Source organism: Hyphomonas atlantica corrig., from assembly GCF_017795365.1.
Taxonomy (GTDB): Bacteria; Pseudomonadota; Alphaproteobacteria; order Caulobacterales; family Hyphomonadaceae; genus Hyphomonas; species Hyphomonas atlantica.
In genome coordinates, this window is the sequence record NZ_CP051254.1 from 3502988 (window position 1) to 3519900 (window position 16913).

The 16913-nt window shown below is 59.3% G+C and carries 15 protein-coding genes; 2 read left to right on the plus strand and 13 right to left on the minus strand.

The features are described 5' to 3' along the window. Positions 1 to 64: 64 nt before the first annotated feature. The 4 genes from HF931_RS16765 to HF931_RS16780 form a co-directional block, all read right to left on the minus strand. Complete coding sequence (locus HF931_RS16765) at positions 65 to 325, minus strand: hypothetical protein (protein ID WP_273241234.1); 261 nt, start codon at positions 323 to 325, stop codon at positions 65 to 67. 36 nt (positions 326 to 361) lie between these two features. Next, positions 362 to 709: a YdbL family probable chaperone protein gene (locus tag HF931_RS16770; RefSeq protein ID WP_035551135.1), complete on the minus strand. Its 348-nt coding sequence runs from the start codon at positions 707 to 709 to the stop codon at positions 362 to 364. A 25-nt stretch (positions 710 to 734) separates the two neighbouring features. Then, complete coding sequence (locus HF931_RS16775; protein ID WP_155841806.1) at positions 735 to 926, minus strand: YnbE family lipoprotein; 192 nt, start codon at positions 924 to 926, stop codon at positions 735 to 737. A gap of 75 nt (positions 927 to 1001) precedes the next feature. Next, a complete protein-coding gene (locus HF931_RS16780; RefSeq protein WP_273241236.1) occupies positions 1002 to 4340 on the minus strand; it encodes an intermembrane phospholipid transport protein YdbH family protein in 3339 nt (1112 codons plus the stop codon). A 162-nt stretch (positions 4341 to 4502) separates the two neighbouring features. On the opposite strand from HF931_RS16780, the gene HF931_RS16785 reads away from it, so the two are divergent. Then, positions 4503 to 5903, plus strand: a complete 1401-nt coding sequence (locus tag HF931_RS16785) for a M23 family metallopeptidase (RefSeq protein ID WP_273241238.1) — start codon at positions 4503 to 4505, stop codon at positions 5901 to 5903. 73 nt (positions 5904 to 5976) lie between these two features. On the opposite strand, the gene clpB is transcribed toward HF931_RS16785, so the two are convergent. From clpB to HF931_RS16820, 7 genes are all read right to left on the minus strand, one after another. After that, entirely contained in the window at positions 5977 to 8598 is a 2622-nt protein-coding gene (gene clpB / locus HF931_RS16790) for an ATP-dependent chaperone ClpB (protein ID WP_272983728.1), read from the minus strand. A 197-nt stretch (positions 8599 to 8795) separates the two neighbouring features. After that, entirely contained in the window at positions 8796 to 9455 is a 660-nt protein-coding gene (locus HF931_RS16795; protein WP_273241240.1) for a DUF4167 domain-containing protein, read from the minus strand. Positions 9456 to 9651: 196 nt separating this feature from the next. Further along, a complete protein-coding gene (prmC, locus tag HF931_RS16800; RefSeq protein ID WP_273241242.1) occupies positions 9652 to 10485 on the minus strand; it encodes a peptide chain release factor N(5)-glutamine methyltransferase in 834 nt (277 codons plus the stop codon). Positions 10486 to 10513: 28 nt separating this feature from the next. Continuing rightward, positions 10514 to 11587 (minus strand): peptide chain release factor 1, encoded by a 1074-nt coding sequence (gene prfA / locus HF931_RS16805; protein ID WP_035551402.1) that lies wholly within the window; start codon positions 11585 to 11587, stop codon positions 10514 to 10516. A gap of 57 nt (positions 11588 to 11644) precedes the next feature. Further along, positions 11645 to 12076 (minus strand): MAPEG family protein, encoded by a 432-nt coding sequence (locus HF931_RS16810; protein WP_035551122.1) that lies wholly within the window; start codon positions 12074 to 12076, stop codon positions 11645 to 11647. Between the two features lie 43 nt (positions 12077 to 12119). Next, positions 12120 to 13424 carry an alpha/beta hydrolase family protein gene (locus HF931_RS16815; protein WP_273241245.1) on the minus strand — a complete coding sequence of 435 codons (1305 nt, stop codon included), beginning with the start codon at positions 13422 to 13424 and terminating at the stop codon, positions 12120 to 12122. 73 nt (positions 13425 to 13497) lie between these two features. Beyond that, complete coding sequence (locus tag HF931_RS16820) at positions 13498 to 14352, minus strand: LytR/AlgR family response regulator transcription factor (RefSeq protein WP_273241246.1); 855 nt, start codon at positions 14350 to 14352, stop codon at positions 13498 to 13500. 180 nt (positions 14353 to 14532) lie between these two features. Between HF931_RS16820 and HF931_RS16825 the strand changes: the two genes are divergently transcribed. After that, a complete protein-coding gene (locus tag HF931_RS16825) occupies positions 14533 to 15741 on the plus strand; it encodes an acyltransferase family protein (protein WP_273241248.1) in 1209 nt (402 codons plus the stop codon). Here the strand turns inward: HF931_RS16825 and HF931_RS16830 are convergent. Both HF931_RS16830 and HF931_RS16835 read right to left on the minus strand, forming a co-directional pair. Beyond that, positions 15710 to 16321: a trimeric intracellular cation channel family protein gene (locus tag HF931_RS16830; protein ID WP_035551112.1), complete on the minus strand. Its 612-nt coding sequence runs from the start codon at positions 16319 to 16321 to the stop codon at positions 15710 to 15712. The genes HF931_RS16825 and HF931_RS16830 overlap by 32 nt on opposite strands. Before the next feature lie 30 nt (positions 16322 to 16351). After that, the gene (locus tag HF931_RS16835) at positions 16352 to 16798 is read right to left on the minus strand and encodes a hypothetical protein (RefSeq protein ID WP_273241251.1); all 447 of its coding nucleotides are present in this window, start codon (positions 16796 to 16798) and stop codon (positions 16352 to 16354) included. Positions 16799 to 16913: the final 115 nt, after the last annotated feature.

The window sequence follows — 16913 nt, forward strand, 5'->3', positions numbered from 1 at the left end:
CTGGAAATTGAATTCCGTGCAGAATTGTGTGAGCCGCCCTGCCTGTCAATCAAAGCTGTATGAACTATTGGCGATAATCAATGTTCTGATCAGTTCGGTCCTCGGGACGGTCAATCTCGTCATAGCCGTGGCGTGCGCTGTGAAATGTCAGCAGGAACAACCCCATGGAGAGTGCGAGCGTCAGGACGCCGCCCAGCACATAGGCGAACCAGCCATGCCCGGACAGGCCATCTGCGTTGCTTTCCCACAATCGCGAGATGCCCCAGAGCATGGCCCCGAGGAACAGGAAGCTGGCGACAACCCAGAAGATCAGCTTGCGTGACATGATCCGGTATCTATCCCGGCCTGGGCTGCGAACAAGCTATTTCTGCTTCCAGCTGCCGCTCGCGTCCATGTACCACTGGCCGCGGCTCAGTTTGGAAATCTGCTTTTCGCCGGTAATGCGGGCAACTTCAGCGACCGTTGTGCCGGTCTCAGCAGCGACTTCGGCGTATTTTGCGGCGCGCTTGTTGTTGATCTCCTGAACCTTGCGGATCAGTGCCGGATCGGCCGACCCGATCACGCCCAGGCGACCGTCGATGCGCTCACCAACCTGACCAGATTCAATTGCGGCATCAATCACGGGATCACCCGCAAAAGCTGCTGGCGCGAGCGCTGACATGCCGAAAACAAGGGCAAGTGCAGCGAAGAAAGTGCGAAGGGATTTCATGATTTCGTCTCCGGATTTCGCAAGACTAGAACAGGTCCGGGTTATCCGCGATCAAATCTTCGACTTCCTTGTCGAGGATCACGCGGACTTCCTGGGTGATATTGACGTTCAGATCGATCTTGATCGGCTTGTCGGACGGTTCGATGCGCACGGTCGGCGTACACGCCGCCAGAGCTGCTATGCCCGCACCAATCAGCAAGGCTTTTGGAAATTTCATCAGGATTCGCTCCTCAAGGTTCGAACGGACCATGCCACACGCCGCCTTAACGTCAATGAAGTTGACCGTTGTGCGCTATTCACGTTCGCCTTCCTCCAGCCGCTTCGCCGTGACCTGTTTGACGACCTCGTCAGTCAGGCTTTTCTGGCTGGTATAGTATTGCGCATTGCGTAGTAGCTCACCCAGTGCGGAATTGACCGTGATATCAAACAGGAAGGGCTGACCATTGAGCACCTGATTGCCATTGCCATAAGCAATGCCCTTGCGGCTCCGGCCCTCCAGGATCAGGGAAATCGTCATCCGGTCGCGCACGTTTCCATCGAGCCCTAGCTCCAGCACGGTGAAATCAAAATCCTGTAGCGCTTCAAACGCCATCTTCGCATTCGGATCGGCCGCTCCGGCGGAGTCAGCGGCGGTGCCCTGATAGGAGATGTAACCGCCTGCCTCATCGGCCTTCAGGCGAGCATCACGCACGAAGATGTCCGTGCCCTCGACGTTAATGGGGAAGCTGCCGGAGACGGTGCCCGTGGCGCGCGTGTCTGGCAATTTCAGCACCTCCACCAGTTTCGACAACTCAATGCCGTTGGCCGTTACCTCAACAGTCTGCTGCTCTCCCGCGAGGGACCAATTCAGCGGCGACAGCGCCAATGTGCCACCCGCAAACGGGAATGATGCAGATTCCACATTGAACTGATTTCCATTGACCAACTGGAACGTGATCTTGCCACTCTCGAGCGGCACACCAGGATTCAGACGCTCTACCGAGATCACCTGCCCCGGCTCAGTGGTGAGGGCGATGACGTCACTGAACGTGACCTGTCCATTCACGCCCTGCACCCGCCCAAGCCGCGTGGTCTGGAAACCAAACTCCGAAACAGTCACATCGGCCGTTCCACCGATCTTGCCGCCCTCGATCTCGAGCCGCGCCGAGGCAACCAGATTACCCCGAGCATCCGTGAAGACGCCGCGCAGTCGGTCTGACAGACGCCAAGGCTGAAGGCCGCCCGGCTCAAAGGTCAGGTCCCGGCTGTTAACCGCCGCCATGCCCGTCAGCGTGGCGATATCGAGCCGCAAAAGCGTGTCCGCCACGGTGATGCCATTGGACGAGAGTTTGAGTGGACCGGTCATGTAGAAATCAGGCCCATTCAGCGTCGCATCCAGATCTGCCGTCAATGGCTGATAGAGCGGATCTGCCCGATAATCCCGGATCATGACGCCATCTGCGCTGAGGCCGCCTTTCACCCCACTCTCGCCTGTTGTGCCGTCAAAGCGGAAATCCGTGGAGCTGACATCGGCAGGAATGAGCGATCCGTCGAATCTTGTCGCGCCTAGTCGCGCAGACAGTGCGGGGGGCGCATTGGAGTGTGTCGCAAGGCCCAGCCGCAATGTCTGCCCATCTATCGTCAGCGATTGCTCGCCTATGTTCAGGGACAGGGACAACGCATCCGCGATGGCTGAGACGCTGGCCGTCTTGCCGCCGGTCCAGTCGATTTCCGCATTGGTGAAACTGACGCTGCCAGTATTCGACGAGAAGGCAATGGGAACGGAAATGTCGCCAAGTGTCGTCGATCCGGCAAAGGTCTCGCCGGGTTTGATGAACTCGTTGCCCTCCGGGCAAATTGGAGTCTGGAATGCGCCAAGCTGCACAGATCCGAAACGAACACCCTCGCTGTCCAGCTGCAGGCAGGAACGTTCTGTCGTCGCAATTCGCCATCCGTCGTCGCTGGACGACACGATGAGATGCCCCGTCACATGCGTCGAGGCCAGATCGAAACCAGACACATTTCCGGCGATCCCGATCCTGCCTTCCGCTTCGAGAGTGAGCGCTTCTTCGCCCGAGCGCAAAAGGTCAAAGCTGGACAGGTCCGCAGACAAGCTACGGTCACCAGCGCGCCACGGAGCCAGTTTTACATTGCGCGCATGGATTTCGTTGAGGCCATTCTCAGTGGTCCTGAGCGACAGAGTAGTCTCAACATTGGGAAAGCCGCCGCCGCGCATCGCGAGCTTGGCATCGAAGGAGCGCGACAGGCCTCGCTGAGTGAACCAGGCGGTCTCGGCAGGCTCGATGTCGAGCGCGAGTCCAGTTCTTGAGGTCACCTGCGCCGGTCCGGTCGCGGACATGCTCCAGCCGCTTCCATCGCGCTGCGCATCAACCGCGAGCGACGCATCAAACCCGACCATTGCCCGGCGCAGTGCATCTTTCAGGCTGGCTTCGTGAGCCGAGAAGATGTCTGGCAAGCTGATCAAATCTGTAAGCTGGCCGGAAGTGCCGGAATTGAGCGCGACGCCTGCGGTCGTGATCTCGGCCTCAATACCGATGCCTGCATCTGCCGTACGCCGCAATTGCCCCCGAACGGTGGCGGTATCTCCGCGGCCCTGGGGTAGCTCAAATGCGTTCGCCACTGCGAGGAACGGACCAGAGACGCGACCGGCTTCACCATTCAGATCCAGCTCGGCAGCGACATCGCGCCCCGCGAACGCGCTGCCCGAAACTTTTCCGACCATTCCCTCAGCCGACAATTGGATCAGGGCGTCGAGAACCGAGTTCAGATCTGCCGACGGCAATTGCGCGAAAATAGCCTGTCCGTTCGTCTCTGCATCGGTCACTTCATAGCCGGTCCAGCTGGCGCTCGAAATGGTGCCGTCCCAGACGAATTGGGTCCGCCCTTCTCCGCTGATCGGTGAGTTCAGGATGGCTTCGAGCTGGACTTCCCGGGCCTGCACGCCGCGAATTTCAGCCTGCTGGAGATCAAGGAATATGTCCCCTTCCAGTTGCCCATCCTGCGCGACGACGTCCACCCGCCCTTCAGACCACACAAGCGTCCCCTCAGGCCCCGACAGCGATACCGGGTCCAGCCGCATCTGGAGCGTGCCGGATGTCGGGAACTCGCCTTCCAGATCAATAGAGGCACCAATGTCACCCGCGCTGGTGGCAAGCGACACCCGCCCCGCACTGACCTTCACGGGCGGCAGCGCGCCGCCGCCACCGCTGCCAGACCCGCCGACGCTTTCCAGCCCGTAGAATCGCAGGCCGCGATCGTCCAGCGTTCCGCGAAGCTGTGGTGCGACGACGGACACGCCTCCAAGAGACGGCACAAAGCCGCTCCATTCGAGATCCGCAATCACCTCATCCGCCGCAAAGGGCGTCTCACCACCCGAACGGATGCGCACATCGGTCAGCATCGCGCCACGAGGCCCCAGACTTTCAAAAGTCGCTTGGCATTCCAGCGATTGCTCGTGACACCATTGGGTGAGTGCCTGCTGGGCGATGTACTTCCGCCCCAGCCAGACCAGAGCCGCGAATAGCAGGATCAGCGTCAAAACAGCCAGAGCCAACCAACGCCCCCATTTCAGGCGCTGTTTGCCCGGTTTCGAGCTATCGACCTCTAAATCTTTGTAATGTGGCGTATTCACTGAGGCTTCCGGCTTGCTTCTTGCTTTGATTGGCTACTAGGATTTGTAGAGAGGCAAGAAGGCCAAATTGAGCAAAAATGTCGTTTCTTAACGTGTAAGCGGTATAAAAGGTCCTTCTTGCAGTCACAGTCCATAGAGACGAACGGTGTTGGGTGGCACTAAGTGAGTGAGGGAAATCGCGCCATGGTGCATGACGTGAACAAGAATGAGACAACACACGCCGACACAGCACGCACTGTGTCCCACGGCGTGAAAAGCCTGATCGTGCTGGGCCTTCTGGGGTCGGTATCGGCAGTTCTAGGAGTCGTTTCCATCGGCCCGGACAGTGAATCCGGTGGCATCAGCGCGGCGCACGCCTCGCCCGTTCCGCCGCCACTTGCCGCAACACTGCTGTCGGCGACCGAATTCGAGCCTGGCCTCGGCGCGCCAACGCAGACAAGCGACACGCTGAAGCGCAGGGAAACACTGACCGAGCTGGTCACGCGCCTCGGTGCGGAGCCGTCTGACGCAGCTGCAGCCCTGCACACGATCTACGAAAAGGAATTCCTGGATCCGCGCCGTCTGCGCCCCGGCGTGAAGGCAGACGCCTTTCTCACCAATGGCAAGCTGACCGCGCTGAACATCAAGGCTGACGCCGAGCGCAACCTGTTCATCACGCGAACAGCCACCGGCGACTGGACCGCAAGTGAGCTGAAGGCGCGGTTGAGCCCGACCTATCACCGGGTGGCTGCACCGATCGAAACTTCAATCTATGACGCCGCCCGCAAACTTGGCGCTGGCGACCAGCAGGTCGTCGATTTCGCCAGTGCGTTTGCCTATGATGTCGACTTCCAACGCGAGATCCATCCGGGCGACTCTTTCGAAATGGTCTATGAAACCATGGTGGACGAGCGCGGCACGCCCGTGAAGAATGGCGAACTTGTCTTTGCCAAACTGAATGGTCGCGCCCTGACGCGGGGCTTCTACCGGTTCACGCCAAGCGATGACGGCATCGGCGACTATTTCGACGAAAAGGGCGAGAGCGCGACGAAATTCCTGATGAAGACGCCCATCAATGGCGCGCGGCTTTCATCCTCTTTCGGCAACCGCCGTCACCCGATCTCGGGCTACACCCGCCTGCACAAAGGCACAGATTTCGCGGCACCGACCGGCACACCCATCTATGCGGCCGGCAATGGCACGATCGAACGCGCCAGCCGCTATGGCGGCTATGGCCACTATGTTCGCATCAAGCACGCCAATGACTACAAGACCGCCTATGCGCACATGTCGCGCTATGGGCCCGGCGTACGCGCTGGCAAACGTGTGCGGCAGGGCGATGTGATTGGCTATGTCGGCTCGACAGGTGCCTCCACCGGTCCGCACCTGCATTATGAGGTCTACATCAAGGGCAAGCCGGTGAATGCCATGTCGCTGAAGCTGCCAACCGGGCGCAAGCTGGCCGAAACGCCAGAGATGCTGGCCGAGTTCGAACTTCGCAAGGCCGAGATCGACGCCATCCGCTCCGCACAAGGCGCACAATTGCTGGCATCCACCGCAGAAACCAATCCGCCATCGCCCTAGTCATCGGGCGGTCATTCAGACGAAAAGAGCCCCGGTCAATAGCTTGACCGGGGCTCTTTCTGTTTAGCGCCATCTAGTTCAGGGCTGCGGCGCCTTTGGCGAAGTCGTTGGGCACGCCATTGATCGCCAATTGGTCACCTTCGACGCCGATCTCGATGGTCTCGCCATCATGGATGCGGCCCTCCAGCAGGAGACGAGCCAACGGGTCCTGAAGTTCCTTCTGAATCACCCGTTTCAGGGGCCGTGCACCATAGACCGGGTCATAGCCGCGTGCGGCCAGCCAGTTGCGGGCGTCGAGGCTGAGCTGCAGTGTCATCTTGCGGTCCTTCAACAGGCCTTCGAGACGTTCCATCTGGATATCGACAATGTGGTCGATCTCGCCGCGGCCCAGCCGCTTAAAGAAGACAATCTCATCGATCCGGTTGATGAATTCCGGACGGAAATGCATCCGGATCGCGCCCATGACAGCCTCCTTGGCCGCATCGGACACGTCGCCTTCTTCGCCGCTCGCCAGCGCATCTGCGCCGAGGTTCGACGTCATGATGATGATCGTGTTCTTGAAGTCGACCGTGCGGCCCTGGCCATCCGTCAGGCGACCATCATCCAGAACCTGCAACAGCGTGTTGAACAGGTCCGGATGGGCTTTCTCGACTTCATCGAACAGAATGACCTGATACGGACGGCGCCGGACGGATTCCGTCAGCACACCGCCTTCATCATAGCCGACATAGCCGGGAGGCGCACCGATCAGGCGAGCTACCGAATGCTTCTCGGAGAATTCCGACATATCGAGCCGCAGGATCGCCGTGTCATCATCGAACATGAACTCGGCCAGCGCCTTGGTCAGTTCTGTTTTACCCACACCGGTCGGACCGACGAACAGGAAAGAACCGATTGGGCGGTTCGGATCCTGCAAGCCGGCGCGTGCCCGGCGAACGGCATTGGAGACTGCTTCCAGAGCCGCGTCCTGGCCGACGACCCGCTTGCGCAGCTCCTCTTCCATCTTCAGCAGCTTTTCGCGCTCGCCTTCCATCATCTTGTCGACCGGGATGCCGGTCCATTTGGAAACGACGGCAGCAATATGCTCCGGGCGGACGACTTCGGACACAAGGCCACCATCGCCCTTGTCTTCTTCGCTGCCTTCGACTTCGGCAATCTGCTTTTCCAATTGCGGAATGGTCGAGAATTTCAGCTCCGACGCCCTGCCGAGATCACCCTGGCGCTGAGCTTCAGCCATGTCGGCATAGGCGCGATCGAGCTGTTCCTTGGCAGACGCTGCGCCTTTCAGCTTGTTCTTCTCGGCAGACCATGTGGTCGTCAGCTCGTCGGATTTTGTCTGCAGGTCTGCGATCTCACCTTCCAGTGTTTTCAGGCGATCAACAGATGCCGCATCCTTTTCCTTCTTGAGCGCTTCGGCCTCAATCTTCAGCTGCAAAAGACGCCGGTCGATCTCGTCCAGCTCTTCCGGCTTTGAATCCACCTGCATGCGCAGACGGGACGCTGCCTCGTCCATCAGGTCGATGGCCTTGTCCGGCAGGAAGCGATCCGTGATGTACCGATTGGAAAGCCCTGCAGCAGAGACAATGGCGGCGTCGGACACGCGCACGCCATGATGGGCCTCATAACGGCCTTTCAGGCCACGGAGGATCGAGATCGTGTCTTCAACCGTTGGCTCATTGACGTAAACCGCCATGAAGCGACGCGCGAGTGCGGCGTCACCTTCGACATACTTCCGGTACTCATCCAGCGTGGTCGCACCGATACAGTGCAACTCGCCGCGCGCGAGCGCGGGTTTCAGCAAATTCGACGCATCCATCGCGCCGTCTGATTTGCCGGCACCGACCAGTGTATGCATCTCATCGATGAACAACACGACACCCCCTTCCGCCTGCTGAACTTCGTTCAACACGGCTTTCAGGCGCTCCTCAAACTCGCCCCGGAATTTTGCGCCCGCAATCAGCGCGCCCATGTCGAGCGCGAGCAGGCGCTTGCCCTTGAGGCTTTCCGGCACATCGCCATTCACGATGCGCAGGGCCAGGCCTTCCGCAATCGCGGTCTTGCCGACGCCTGGCTCACCGATCAGGACCGGATTGTTCTTGGACCGACGAGACAGGACCTGAATGGCGCGGCGGATTTCTTCGTCCCGGCCAATGACAGGATCCAGCTTACCTTCACGAGCGTCCTTGGTCAGGTCCCGCGCGTATTTCTTGAGGGCTTCATACCCCTCTTCCGCGTTCTCGCTGTCAGCTGTACGCCCTTGGCGCAATTGTGCCACCGCGCCTTCCAGAGCGGACGGCGTTACGCCAGCCTGAGACAGCACCTCCGCTGCCGGATCATTTTTCAGTTTTGAAACAGCCAACAACAGGCGCTCTACCGTTACGAAGCTGTCACCGGCCTGTTTTGCCTCGGCTTCAGCACTCTGAAACAATTGCGCTCCAGCCTGTTCCAGACGCAAGCCTGAATTTGTGCCTTGCACTTTGGGCAGTTTTCCAAGCGCGGTATCAATGCCCTGCGCGACGAGTTCCGGCCGGCCTCCAGCTGCACGAATGAGGTTCACGGCCAATTGGTCGCGATCCTCCAGCATTGTTTTCAGGATGTGCGCTGGCGTCAAAACCTGATGTCCGCTCGCGAGGGCGGCCGTCTGTGCGCCTTGTATGATTGCGCGGGCGCGTTCTGTGTATTGCTCAATATTCATCTATATCCCCTTTGAAAGGCAGATCATGGAAGTTGATGGATGATGGCCCCGCTCAGCGGCAGCCGGTATCCGGTTCTTTCCTGATGTGGGATGCAGTGACGGTCGTTGCAAGCGCACGGAATACAGAATTCGCGCATGAAAAACCCGGCCAGTGCGATCCGCAGGCCGGGCAATTCAATACGGTCAGATAGTCAGGACTATTCAGCAGACTCTGCCGACGCCTCTTCCGACTTCGCCGAATCGTCTTCTTTCGGCGCCGATTTGCGCCGACCGCGCGAGACGGTCTTCAGCACGCCGTCGGCTTCGCCATCCGCGCTATCATCGGCCTTGTCCTTCTTGGCATAAGGCTTCCGGCGTGTGCGTGTGCGCGGCTTCGCCTTGGCGTCGTCGTCCGATGCCTCAGAAGTATCCTCTGCAGACGATTCGTCCGATGCCGCCTTTTCATTCCTGGACTCATCCTGATTGTCTTCATCCCGGCTCTTGTTGCGGGACTCGACCTCGGCCTCCTGCTTTGGAGAGGCGTCATTGTCAGAATTGTTGTCGTCATTGTCGTCGCGATCATCGCGGCGATTGTCACGGCTCTGCTGGCGCTGCTGCTGGGCGCGCTCTTTCGCTTCCTGCTGCTTCGCAACAATGCGCTGATAGTGTTCTGCGAACTGGTAATAGGCTTCTGACAGGATGCGGTCGCCACTTGTCTGGGCGTCGCGCGCATACTGTTGATACTTGTCCAGAACCTGCTGGGCAGAGCCACGGATCTTCACGTCCGGACCAACACTTTCATAGTGACGATTCGGATTGTTGTGATTGTTCTGGTTATTGCCGCCTGAGCGACGATTGCGCCCGCGTGAGCGTTTCATGAAGATCATCCCGTTACATGCGCCTGCTCAGTTTGCAGGCAGTTCCCAGCGCAATTGGCCATCTGAAATAAGCGGCCACAGCCCTAGATTTGCGCGAGTCTCGTGAGAGGGACATGCTGTTACACTTCGTGTGGTCGCCGTCTCACGAGAATCTTCTAGCGTGACTTTCCCAATCCGCCAAGAAGAAATGTAAGTATTACACAAATGGCCGTTTTGCCGCGATAGCGCGATCATTTCCGCTGAGGTCTTTGCGGCAGGTGATTTCGTCAAATCCGGCCTGATCCAGCAGGGCGCTGACCGCTTCTTTCTGGTCGAATCCGATTTCGAACACCAACCATGCGCCTTGCTTCATGCCTTGAGCTGCGAGTCCGATAATCTCCCGATACGCATCGAGCCCGTCCTTTCCGCCATCGAGCGCCGACATCGGATCGTATTCGCGAACCTCCGGCATCAAGCCTTCGATTTCGGCGCTGGCGATATAGGGCGGATTCGAAATGATCAGATCCGCCTCAGCCCAATTCTGCCAGCCCGTCCACGAGCCACGATGAACGAGGCTGCGATCGGCCAGTCCAAGGCGTGTGAGGTTTTCGCCAGCCAACGTCGCCGCCGCATCGCTGGCCTCTACCCCTTCCCCCCTCGCCAAAGGACGATTGGTCAGCAGGACTGCGAGCAGGCAGCCGCTGCCCATGCCAAGGTCTGCGATGAAAGCGGGCTGCTCCCTAGAGATACGCTCCAGGGCCATCTCAACCACGATCTCGCTATCCGGGCGGGGGATCAGTGCCCGCGCATCGCTGAGGAATTCGAGTCCGTAGAATTCGGTCGTGCCAAGTATATGCTGCATCGGCTCGCGCCCCTCACGGCGAGAAAGTCGATCCAGAAATGCTGCAATGGTCTGTTCGGGAACCTGATCGGACCCACGACTTATAAGCTCTGAATGCTGACATCCTGAGACATGAGCCAACAGCCAACGGCTTTCAAGCCGGGCGTTGACGATACCAGCGCCCTTCAACCGTGCAGTGCCATCAGCCATCAATTGATCATATGTCATGTCAGGCAGATCAGCTGGCCTCCATCGCCGCCAGTTTGCGCGCACGATCTTCCGTGATCAGCGCTTCGACCACATCATTCAGCTTGTCGCCCGTGATGATCTTGTCGAGCGAGTAAAGCGTTAACCCGATCCGGTGATCCGTGACGCGGTTCTCCGGATAGTTATAGGTGCGCACCTTCTGGCTGCGGTCACCTGAACCAATCTGGCTGGCCCGCGCCTCGGCGCGTTCGGCGTCGCGTTCAGACCGTTCTTTCTCGTAAAGACGGATTTTCAGCTGTTCCATCGCCTTCTCGCGGTTCACGTGCTGGGACTTTTCCGAACTGGTCACAACGATGCCCGTGGCAAGGTGTGTGATACGAACCGCTGAGTCCGTCGTGTTTACGTGCTGGCCGCCAGCGCCCGAAGACCGCATTGTATCGATACGGATGTCTTCTGGCTTGACGTCGATCTCGACATTCTCCGGCGCAGGCAGAACGGCCACGGTCGCGGCGGACGTGTGAATACGCCCCTGCGTCTCCGTTGCGGGCACGCGCTGCACCCGGTGCACGCCGCTCTCCCATTTCATATGACCGAACACGCCGTCGCCGGATACGTTCGCGACGATTTCCTTGTAACCGCCCGCATCGCCTTCAGAGGCATCGACCACTTCGACCTTCCAGCCCATGGTCTGTGCGTAGCGCGTATACATCCGGTAGAGATCGCCCGCGAAAAGCGCCGCCTCGTCCCCGCCCGTTCCGGCGCGAACTTCCAGCACGATGTTGGCCGCGTCATCGACGTCTTTCGGAAGAAGCAGAACCTGCATCTCCTGCTCAAGGTCCGGCAGGCGATCCTTGATGTCCTCGAATTCCATTTCGGCAAGTTCTGCCATCTCGGCGTCGCCGGACGACATCAACGCCTCGGCCTCTTCAAGCCCCTTGCGCGCAGCCATCACTTCCCGCGCCTTGTCGACCACGGGCTTCAGTTCGGAATGCTCCTTCGACAGGGCGATGATTTCGTCGGTTTCCGTGGTCGCGCCCATGCGCGCCTCGACTTCCTCGAAACGTTCAACAACCTGCTGGAGTCGGGAGAGGGAAAGAGTAGCCATCCGCGCCATTTAGAGTGCTTTTGGCCGCCTGATAAGTCCCCCTCCGCTGTCAGCCCCCTATCCGGTGGTTATGCGCAGCACTTCCTTGCCGGCCAGCACGATGAGCGTAATCGATGCAAGCGCGAAGACCAGGAAGCGCAGCGTTACTTTTGGAGACAGGATCTGAACGAAGGAATGCAGGACCCGCAAGCCGACATAGATCCACGCCAGAAGGGTCGCGAAATGATCGCCGCCCCCCGTTAGCGCCGCGAAGAACATCAGCGCATAGAAGACGGTCGGTTGCTCATGCAGGTGGTTGTAATTGTCGGCGACCGAGCGAACATTTGCCGGCAATTTGTCCCCATAGGTTCCCGGATGGCGGGCATCGTCGGGATTGATCTGCGCCTTCTGCATGGCCGGAATGCGCGTGGCGTACATCCAGAGCCACATGACCAGTGTCCAGACGATCAACGCCAGGACGGGGTGAAGAAATTCGACATTAATTGGCATTTTGGCCTCCCACAGCTTTTTCGTTCCGCAGGAAGCTTATGCCCTATTCTGCAGCCTGAACAGCACTTTGGTTAATGCCCGCATCGGAAAAATGCGCCTGCACGAAGGCTATGAACGTGTCGATATCTTCAGACACGACGCTGTGCCCGCCCGGCCGGAGCCACCATGCAATTCCGGCATCGGGATCGAAATCCTGTTTCATGCCGCCATCCGGAAGGCCGGTCATTCCCACCGCCTCGTAAAGGGATGACGCTGCCTGCGCCGCGCGGAATGAAGAGTTTGGATCTGACCAGACATCCCGCCGTCCATTTCCGAGCAGCACGGGTGTCGGCGCCAACAATCCCAGCAATTGGTGCTGGTCGACCGGTAGTTCATCCACACGATCAAACCAGTCCCGGGCCTGGGGTGCGAGCCAATGCGGATAGGATTCTCCCATCCGTTTCAGGCCCTCGCCGGTTTGCGAGCGCGACAGCGACGCCCCGGCAAACCCCGCCTGATGCGCGATGACCCCATCAATGCGATTGTCCCACACACCCGCCAGCAACGCCGCCTTGCCGAAACGGGAATGGCCGAGCAAAACTGTGCCATCCGGATCGATATCTGCCCGGGTCTCCAGAATTTGAGACGCTGCCGAATAGGCATAGGCCCACGCCATCAATGTGCTGGTCGGCGCGACGGGGCCTCCAAGATTTGCCATCACGTCTCGCGCCTCTGCCCGGCGGTCAGGAACGAAATCCGATCCATAGAAGCTGGCATACGCGATGCCTGCATCCATGAACCGCTCCAGCGGCACTTTGGCGATGTAGGTGCCGAATATCTGTGTCGCGACGAAGCCAAACGCCCCTTCCATCTCGCTGCCATCGCAAATCGCGTCATCTGTGGAGGTCACCGGATAGCCGGGAAACGCCGCGCAATTGCTGGAAAAGGTCTGACTGATGATGACTGGGTGTGGCCCCGGCGCAGCGGGGGTGGCGACAACGAGATGAAACAGGCTGGCCCCGTCGCCTTGTCCGATCGTGACCGGAATTTCTTCCAGTCGTCCCTTACCGCCAAACAGGCTCGCATCCACCAGGCGAGACTCGCCCCAGCTGACCGGCAAGCCTTCTGGCCAGGGCCCATAGAGAACTGCTTCGAACCTCTCCATCATCTGGCCGCGATAGGCATCGTCCCCAAGCATCGCGGCGACATCGATTTCCGGTTTCGGAACGGGCTTGTTTGCAGTTTCGAGACTCGCATAGTTAAGGCCCAGCATCGTGCAGCTGCTCATCACAAGCGCCGTCACGAAAATTAGCAGGATCAGTGGCAGGCGCACGAGAAACCAGACGCAAGCGCGAAAAACTGAAAGCATGAGCCACTCCGACAAACCAAGCCTGAAACCTAGCGACATTTGGCTGAGCGCCTAGCCCCTCACGGAAAAGTGGTTACGCCGCCAACTTGTCTTCGTACTGCGCGCGATAGCGGCGCGAACCTGGCACTTCGGCGCCTGTGTCCAGCCGAAGCGTCACATCGCCTTCCCCTGTGGGTACGATCTCGCTGACACGGTCCAGATTGACGAGGTGAGAACGATGAACGCGGACATGCCGGTCGCCCGCCGCCTGCAGAAGACGTGACAGCTCGGTCAGCGTCATGCGCGCCAGATACTCCCGCCCTTCGGTAACAACTTCAACATAATTGCCGGCCGCCTTTGCCGAGATCACGTCTGGCGCGTTCACGAAATAGCTGCGCCCACCGGATTTCAAGGTCAGTCGATGCAGGTCTGTGGCGTCGCGCTTCGCCCCGCGTTCGTCGAGCGCACGTTGCTCCACCATGCGGTTCAGCCAGAACAGGGCGGCAATCAGCGTGTAGGTCAGAACGTCCTTGCGGAATTCATAGAGCCAGACCGACACATCCGAGAGACCAAACTCATACGGAATACCGAAAATGATCGGGCTGAGAAGCTTGCGGATCGCGACCATTGCGAGAATGTGCACGACAGAAAAAGCAATCGTCGCGGCCGCATGGACCAGAAGATTGACCTTCCACGCCTCCGTCGTCAGCGGGAACCGGCTGAGCATGAAAGTGATAAATGGCGTCAGCGCCAGGATCACTCCGTGCGAGCTGGCCTGACTAAGCCAGGGCAGGTTTGGATACGGGTCGTCCGTCCGCAGCAACACATGCTGATCTGACAGGGATTCCACGACGAAAGACGCAAACAGGAAGCACGCGAAGTACAACCACGTTTTGCGATCTGCGCGCCGGTCGGCCTCCAGTTCCGGATGTGTTGAGACGATCTCCATCGGGGTTTCCTGCCACAACCCACGTCATAGCCGGAACACAAATATCAGAATTTCGTCCCCGAACGCCGCCATTTGTCCCCGGCGGACACAACTCGTCACCCCTGGCCACCTGATGCCCCATTCCAGCTGACTTGATGTCTCTTGAAAGCGAGGGTCACGCCAGCCCCTCTGGAGACCGCCATGCCACACGCCCCCGCCTTCCCCCGCCGATACGATCTGGACTGGCTACGTATCATCGCGTTCGGCCTGCTCATTCTCTATCACTCAGGCATGTTCTACGTGACTTGGGGCTGGCACGTGAAAAGCGTCCACGCCGGTCCCGAGGCCGAATGGGCCATGCTGCTGCTGAACCCCTGGCGGCTGTCGCTTCTCTTCTTCATCTCCGGTGTGGCACTACGATTTGCGGCGGACAAACTCGGTGGCGGCAAACTCGCGCGGGAACGCAGCGTACGTTTGGGGCTGCCCATCCTGTTTGGCATGACGCTGATTGTGGCGCCCCAAAGCTGGCTCCAACTGGTCGAAGCAGGTGAGTTTTCAGGTAGTTTCTGGGCTTTCTGGCCCCGATACCTTGATTTCAATTCTGATTTTTCAGTCACCACCCCCACTTGGAACCATCTCTGGTACATTGTGTACCTGCTTGCTTACACGCTTTTGCTGGCACCTTTTGCGGGTCGTATCTCACGCTTGATGCACGGGCCGAGCGCGCGCATGACGCAGGCGCTCTTCACTGGCAGATGGGGCCCCGCAGCGGTGCTGGTTCTGCCCGTCCTGCCGCATGTTCTCTATCGGATCACGCTCGATCCGCATTTCCCGATCACGCATGATCTGACGAATGACTGGGCCAATCACGCCCACAGCCTGACCATGCTCATGCTGGGCTTCGTACTGGCAAAAGACGCCCACTTCTGGTCGGCCATCCGCCGCGCCCTGCCCGCCGCCATCGCCCTTGTATTGATCCTGGGGATCGGGCTGTCGGCCATTTGGGCACAGTGGGAAACCCTCAGCACCTCTGGTGAGTGGGACTGGATCATCTGGCCAGCGCGAATGGCCCGGCTTGCCTATGCCTGGATCGCTATTGCTGTCCTGCTCGGGCTCGCCCAAATTTATCTAAACCGTCCAAGCCGCGCGCTGACCTATATGACGGAAGCGATTTTCCCCTGGTACATCCTGCACCAGACGCTGACAGTGATGCTCGGCTACTGGCTCACCCGCCAGGGCCTGCCGGTTGGATTGGAGGCCGTGCTGGTCATTGGCGGAACGTTTGCCGGATGCGCCTTGCTGCATGAACTCGTCATCCGCCGCGTCGGCTTCCTGCGGCCCCTGTTCGGGCTGAAGCCTGCAAGCCCGTCCGGGGCGGCTAGAAAGGCGAACGCGGCAGGGACAGTTTGAATATGATGCCCAACGCCCGAAGCACGAAAGCAGAGACGAGCCCCAGAATGAAAGCGAGGAATTCGTCACCGAGCCAAAGACTGGTCAGGAAATAGACCAGAGATCCCAACAAGGCCGCCGTGGCGTAAATTTCGGACTTCAACAAAAGCAGCGGCTTTTCGTTTGCCACAACGTCGCGCAGCAAGCCGCCGGCGCTGGCGGTCATTGTGCCCATGATCAGCACGACTGGCCAGCCATGCCCCAGCGCCGCCGCCTTTGCCGCGCCCGTCACGGCGAACAAAGCCATGCCAATCGCATCTGCCCAACGAAGGGGCCGGAAATTCTCCAGCCAGCGATGGAAGAAAAACGCAGCAAGACCTCCCGCGATCGCAAAACCGAGCGTTTGTGTGTCCTCCAGCCAGAACACTGGCTGTGAGAGGATGAGGTCACGCAACGTACCGCCACCAATCGCAGGCAGGAAAGCCATCACGATCACGCCGAACAGATCCATCTCCTTGCGTACCGCGACGATGCCGCCGGAAATCGCAAAGACGAACACACCGATACGGTCGGTAAACAGGAACAAGAGATCAGGATTCATGCGCCGATTAAGACTGGCGACGGCACCAAATCAATCCCTGCGATGCCTGCGGCGGTGATGATCATGATCATCGGCGCGCGCCGTATCATAAGCACGATTGCGCTCCCAGCAGCCGCATTCCGTGCTCCATGTGAAGCCCTCGCCGCGGCCATTCACCTTCAGGGAGGAGGAGGTGAACTCGCCCGTATCGGTGTTGCCGAACATGTCGACATAGCCGTCGCCATTGGTATCGCATTGATAGAAACTGCCGGTATTTACGCACTCATTGTAGCCGACCCATTGCGTGGTGTCGTAATTTGTCGCCCCCGAACCATACGGACTCGCGCCGCCATAGCCGGTCGAACCGTACGGCGTATATTGCATGTCATAGCTTGCCTGAGCGAGCCCCTGCGAGACGGCCTCCAGCTCCGCCGTAGTGCAGGCCGACAGACAGAGAGCCGCACAGCCCGCCACAATTCCGGTGAACGTCCTGATCATTGCGCGCGTCCCCTTTCCAGCCCGCTCGAACAACATTGCCAGACTGTAACCTTGGCAAGATGAACACAAGTCAACGAGTCAGGCCCGGCTGGAGCTATGATCATTTTGCGCGATC

Coding starts and splice junctions, on each gene's coding strand:
- HF931_RS16810 (WP_035551122.1), bottom strand. CDS start 12,076: ATGCCAATTAATGTCGAATTTCTTCACCCCGTCCTGGCGTTGATCGTC.
- clpB (WP_272983728.1), bottom strand. CDS start 8,598: ATGAATATTGAGCAATACACAGAACGCGCCCGCGCAATCATACAAGGC.
- prfA (WP_035551402.1), bottom strand. CDS start 11,587: ATGGCTACTCTTTCCCTCTCCCGACTCCAGCAGGTTGTTGAACGTTTC.
- HF931_RS16775 (WP_155841806.1), bottom strand. CDS start 926: ATGAAATTTCCAAAAGCCTTGCTGATTGGTGCGGGCATAGCAGCTCTG.
- HF931_RS16830 (WP_035551112.1), bottom strand. CDS start 16,321: ATGAATCCTGATCTCTTGTTCCTGTTTACCGACCGTATCGGTGTGTTC.
- HF931_RS16770 (WP_035551135.1), bottom strand. CDS start 709: ATGAAATCCCTTCGCACTTTCTTCGCTGCACTTGCCCTTGTTTTCGGC.
- HF931_RS16835 (WP_273241251.1), bottom strand. CDS start 16,798: ATGATCAGGACGTTCACCGGAATTGTGGCGGGCTGTGCGGCTCTCTGT.
- HF931_RS16795 (WP_273241240.1), bottom strand. CDS start 9,455: ATGAAACGCTCACGCGGGCGCAATCGTCGCTCAGGCGGCAATAACCAG.
- HF931_RS16825 (WP_273241248.1), top strand. CDS start 14,533: ATGCCACACGCCCCCGCCTTCCCCCGCCGATACGATCTGGACTGGCTA.
- HF931_RS16815 (WP_273241245.1), bottom strand. CDS start 13,424: ATGCTTTCAGTTTTTCGCGCTTGCGTCTGGTTTCTCGTGCGCCTGCCA.
- HF931_RS16765 (WP_273241234.1), bottom strand. CDS start 325: ATGTCACGCAAGCTGATCTTCTGGGTTGTCGCCAGCTTCCTGTTCCTC.
- prmC (WP_273241242.1), bottom strand. CDS start 10,485: ATGGCTGATGGCACTGCACGGTTGAAGGGCGCTGGTATCGTCAACGCC.
- HF931_RS16820 (WP_273241246.1), bottom strand. CDS start 14,352: ATGGAGATCGTCTCAACACATCCGGAACTGGAGGCCGACCGGCGCGCA.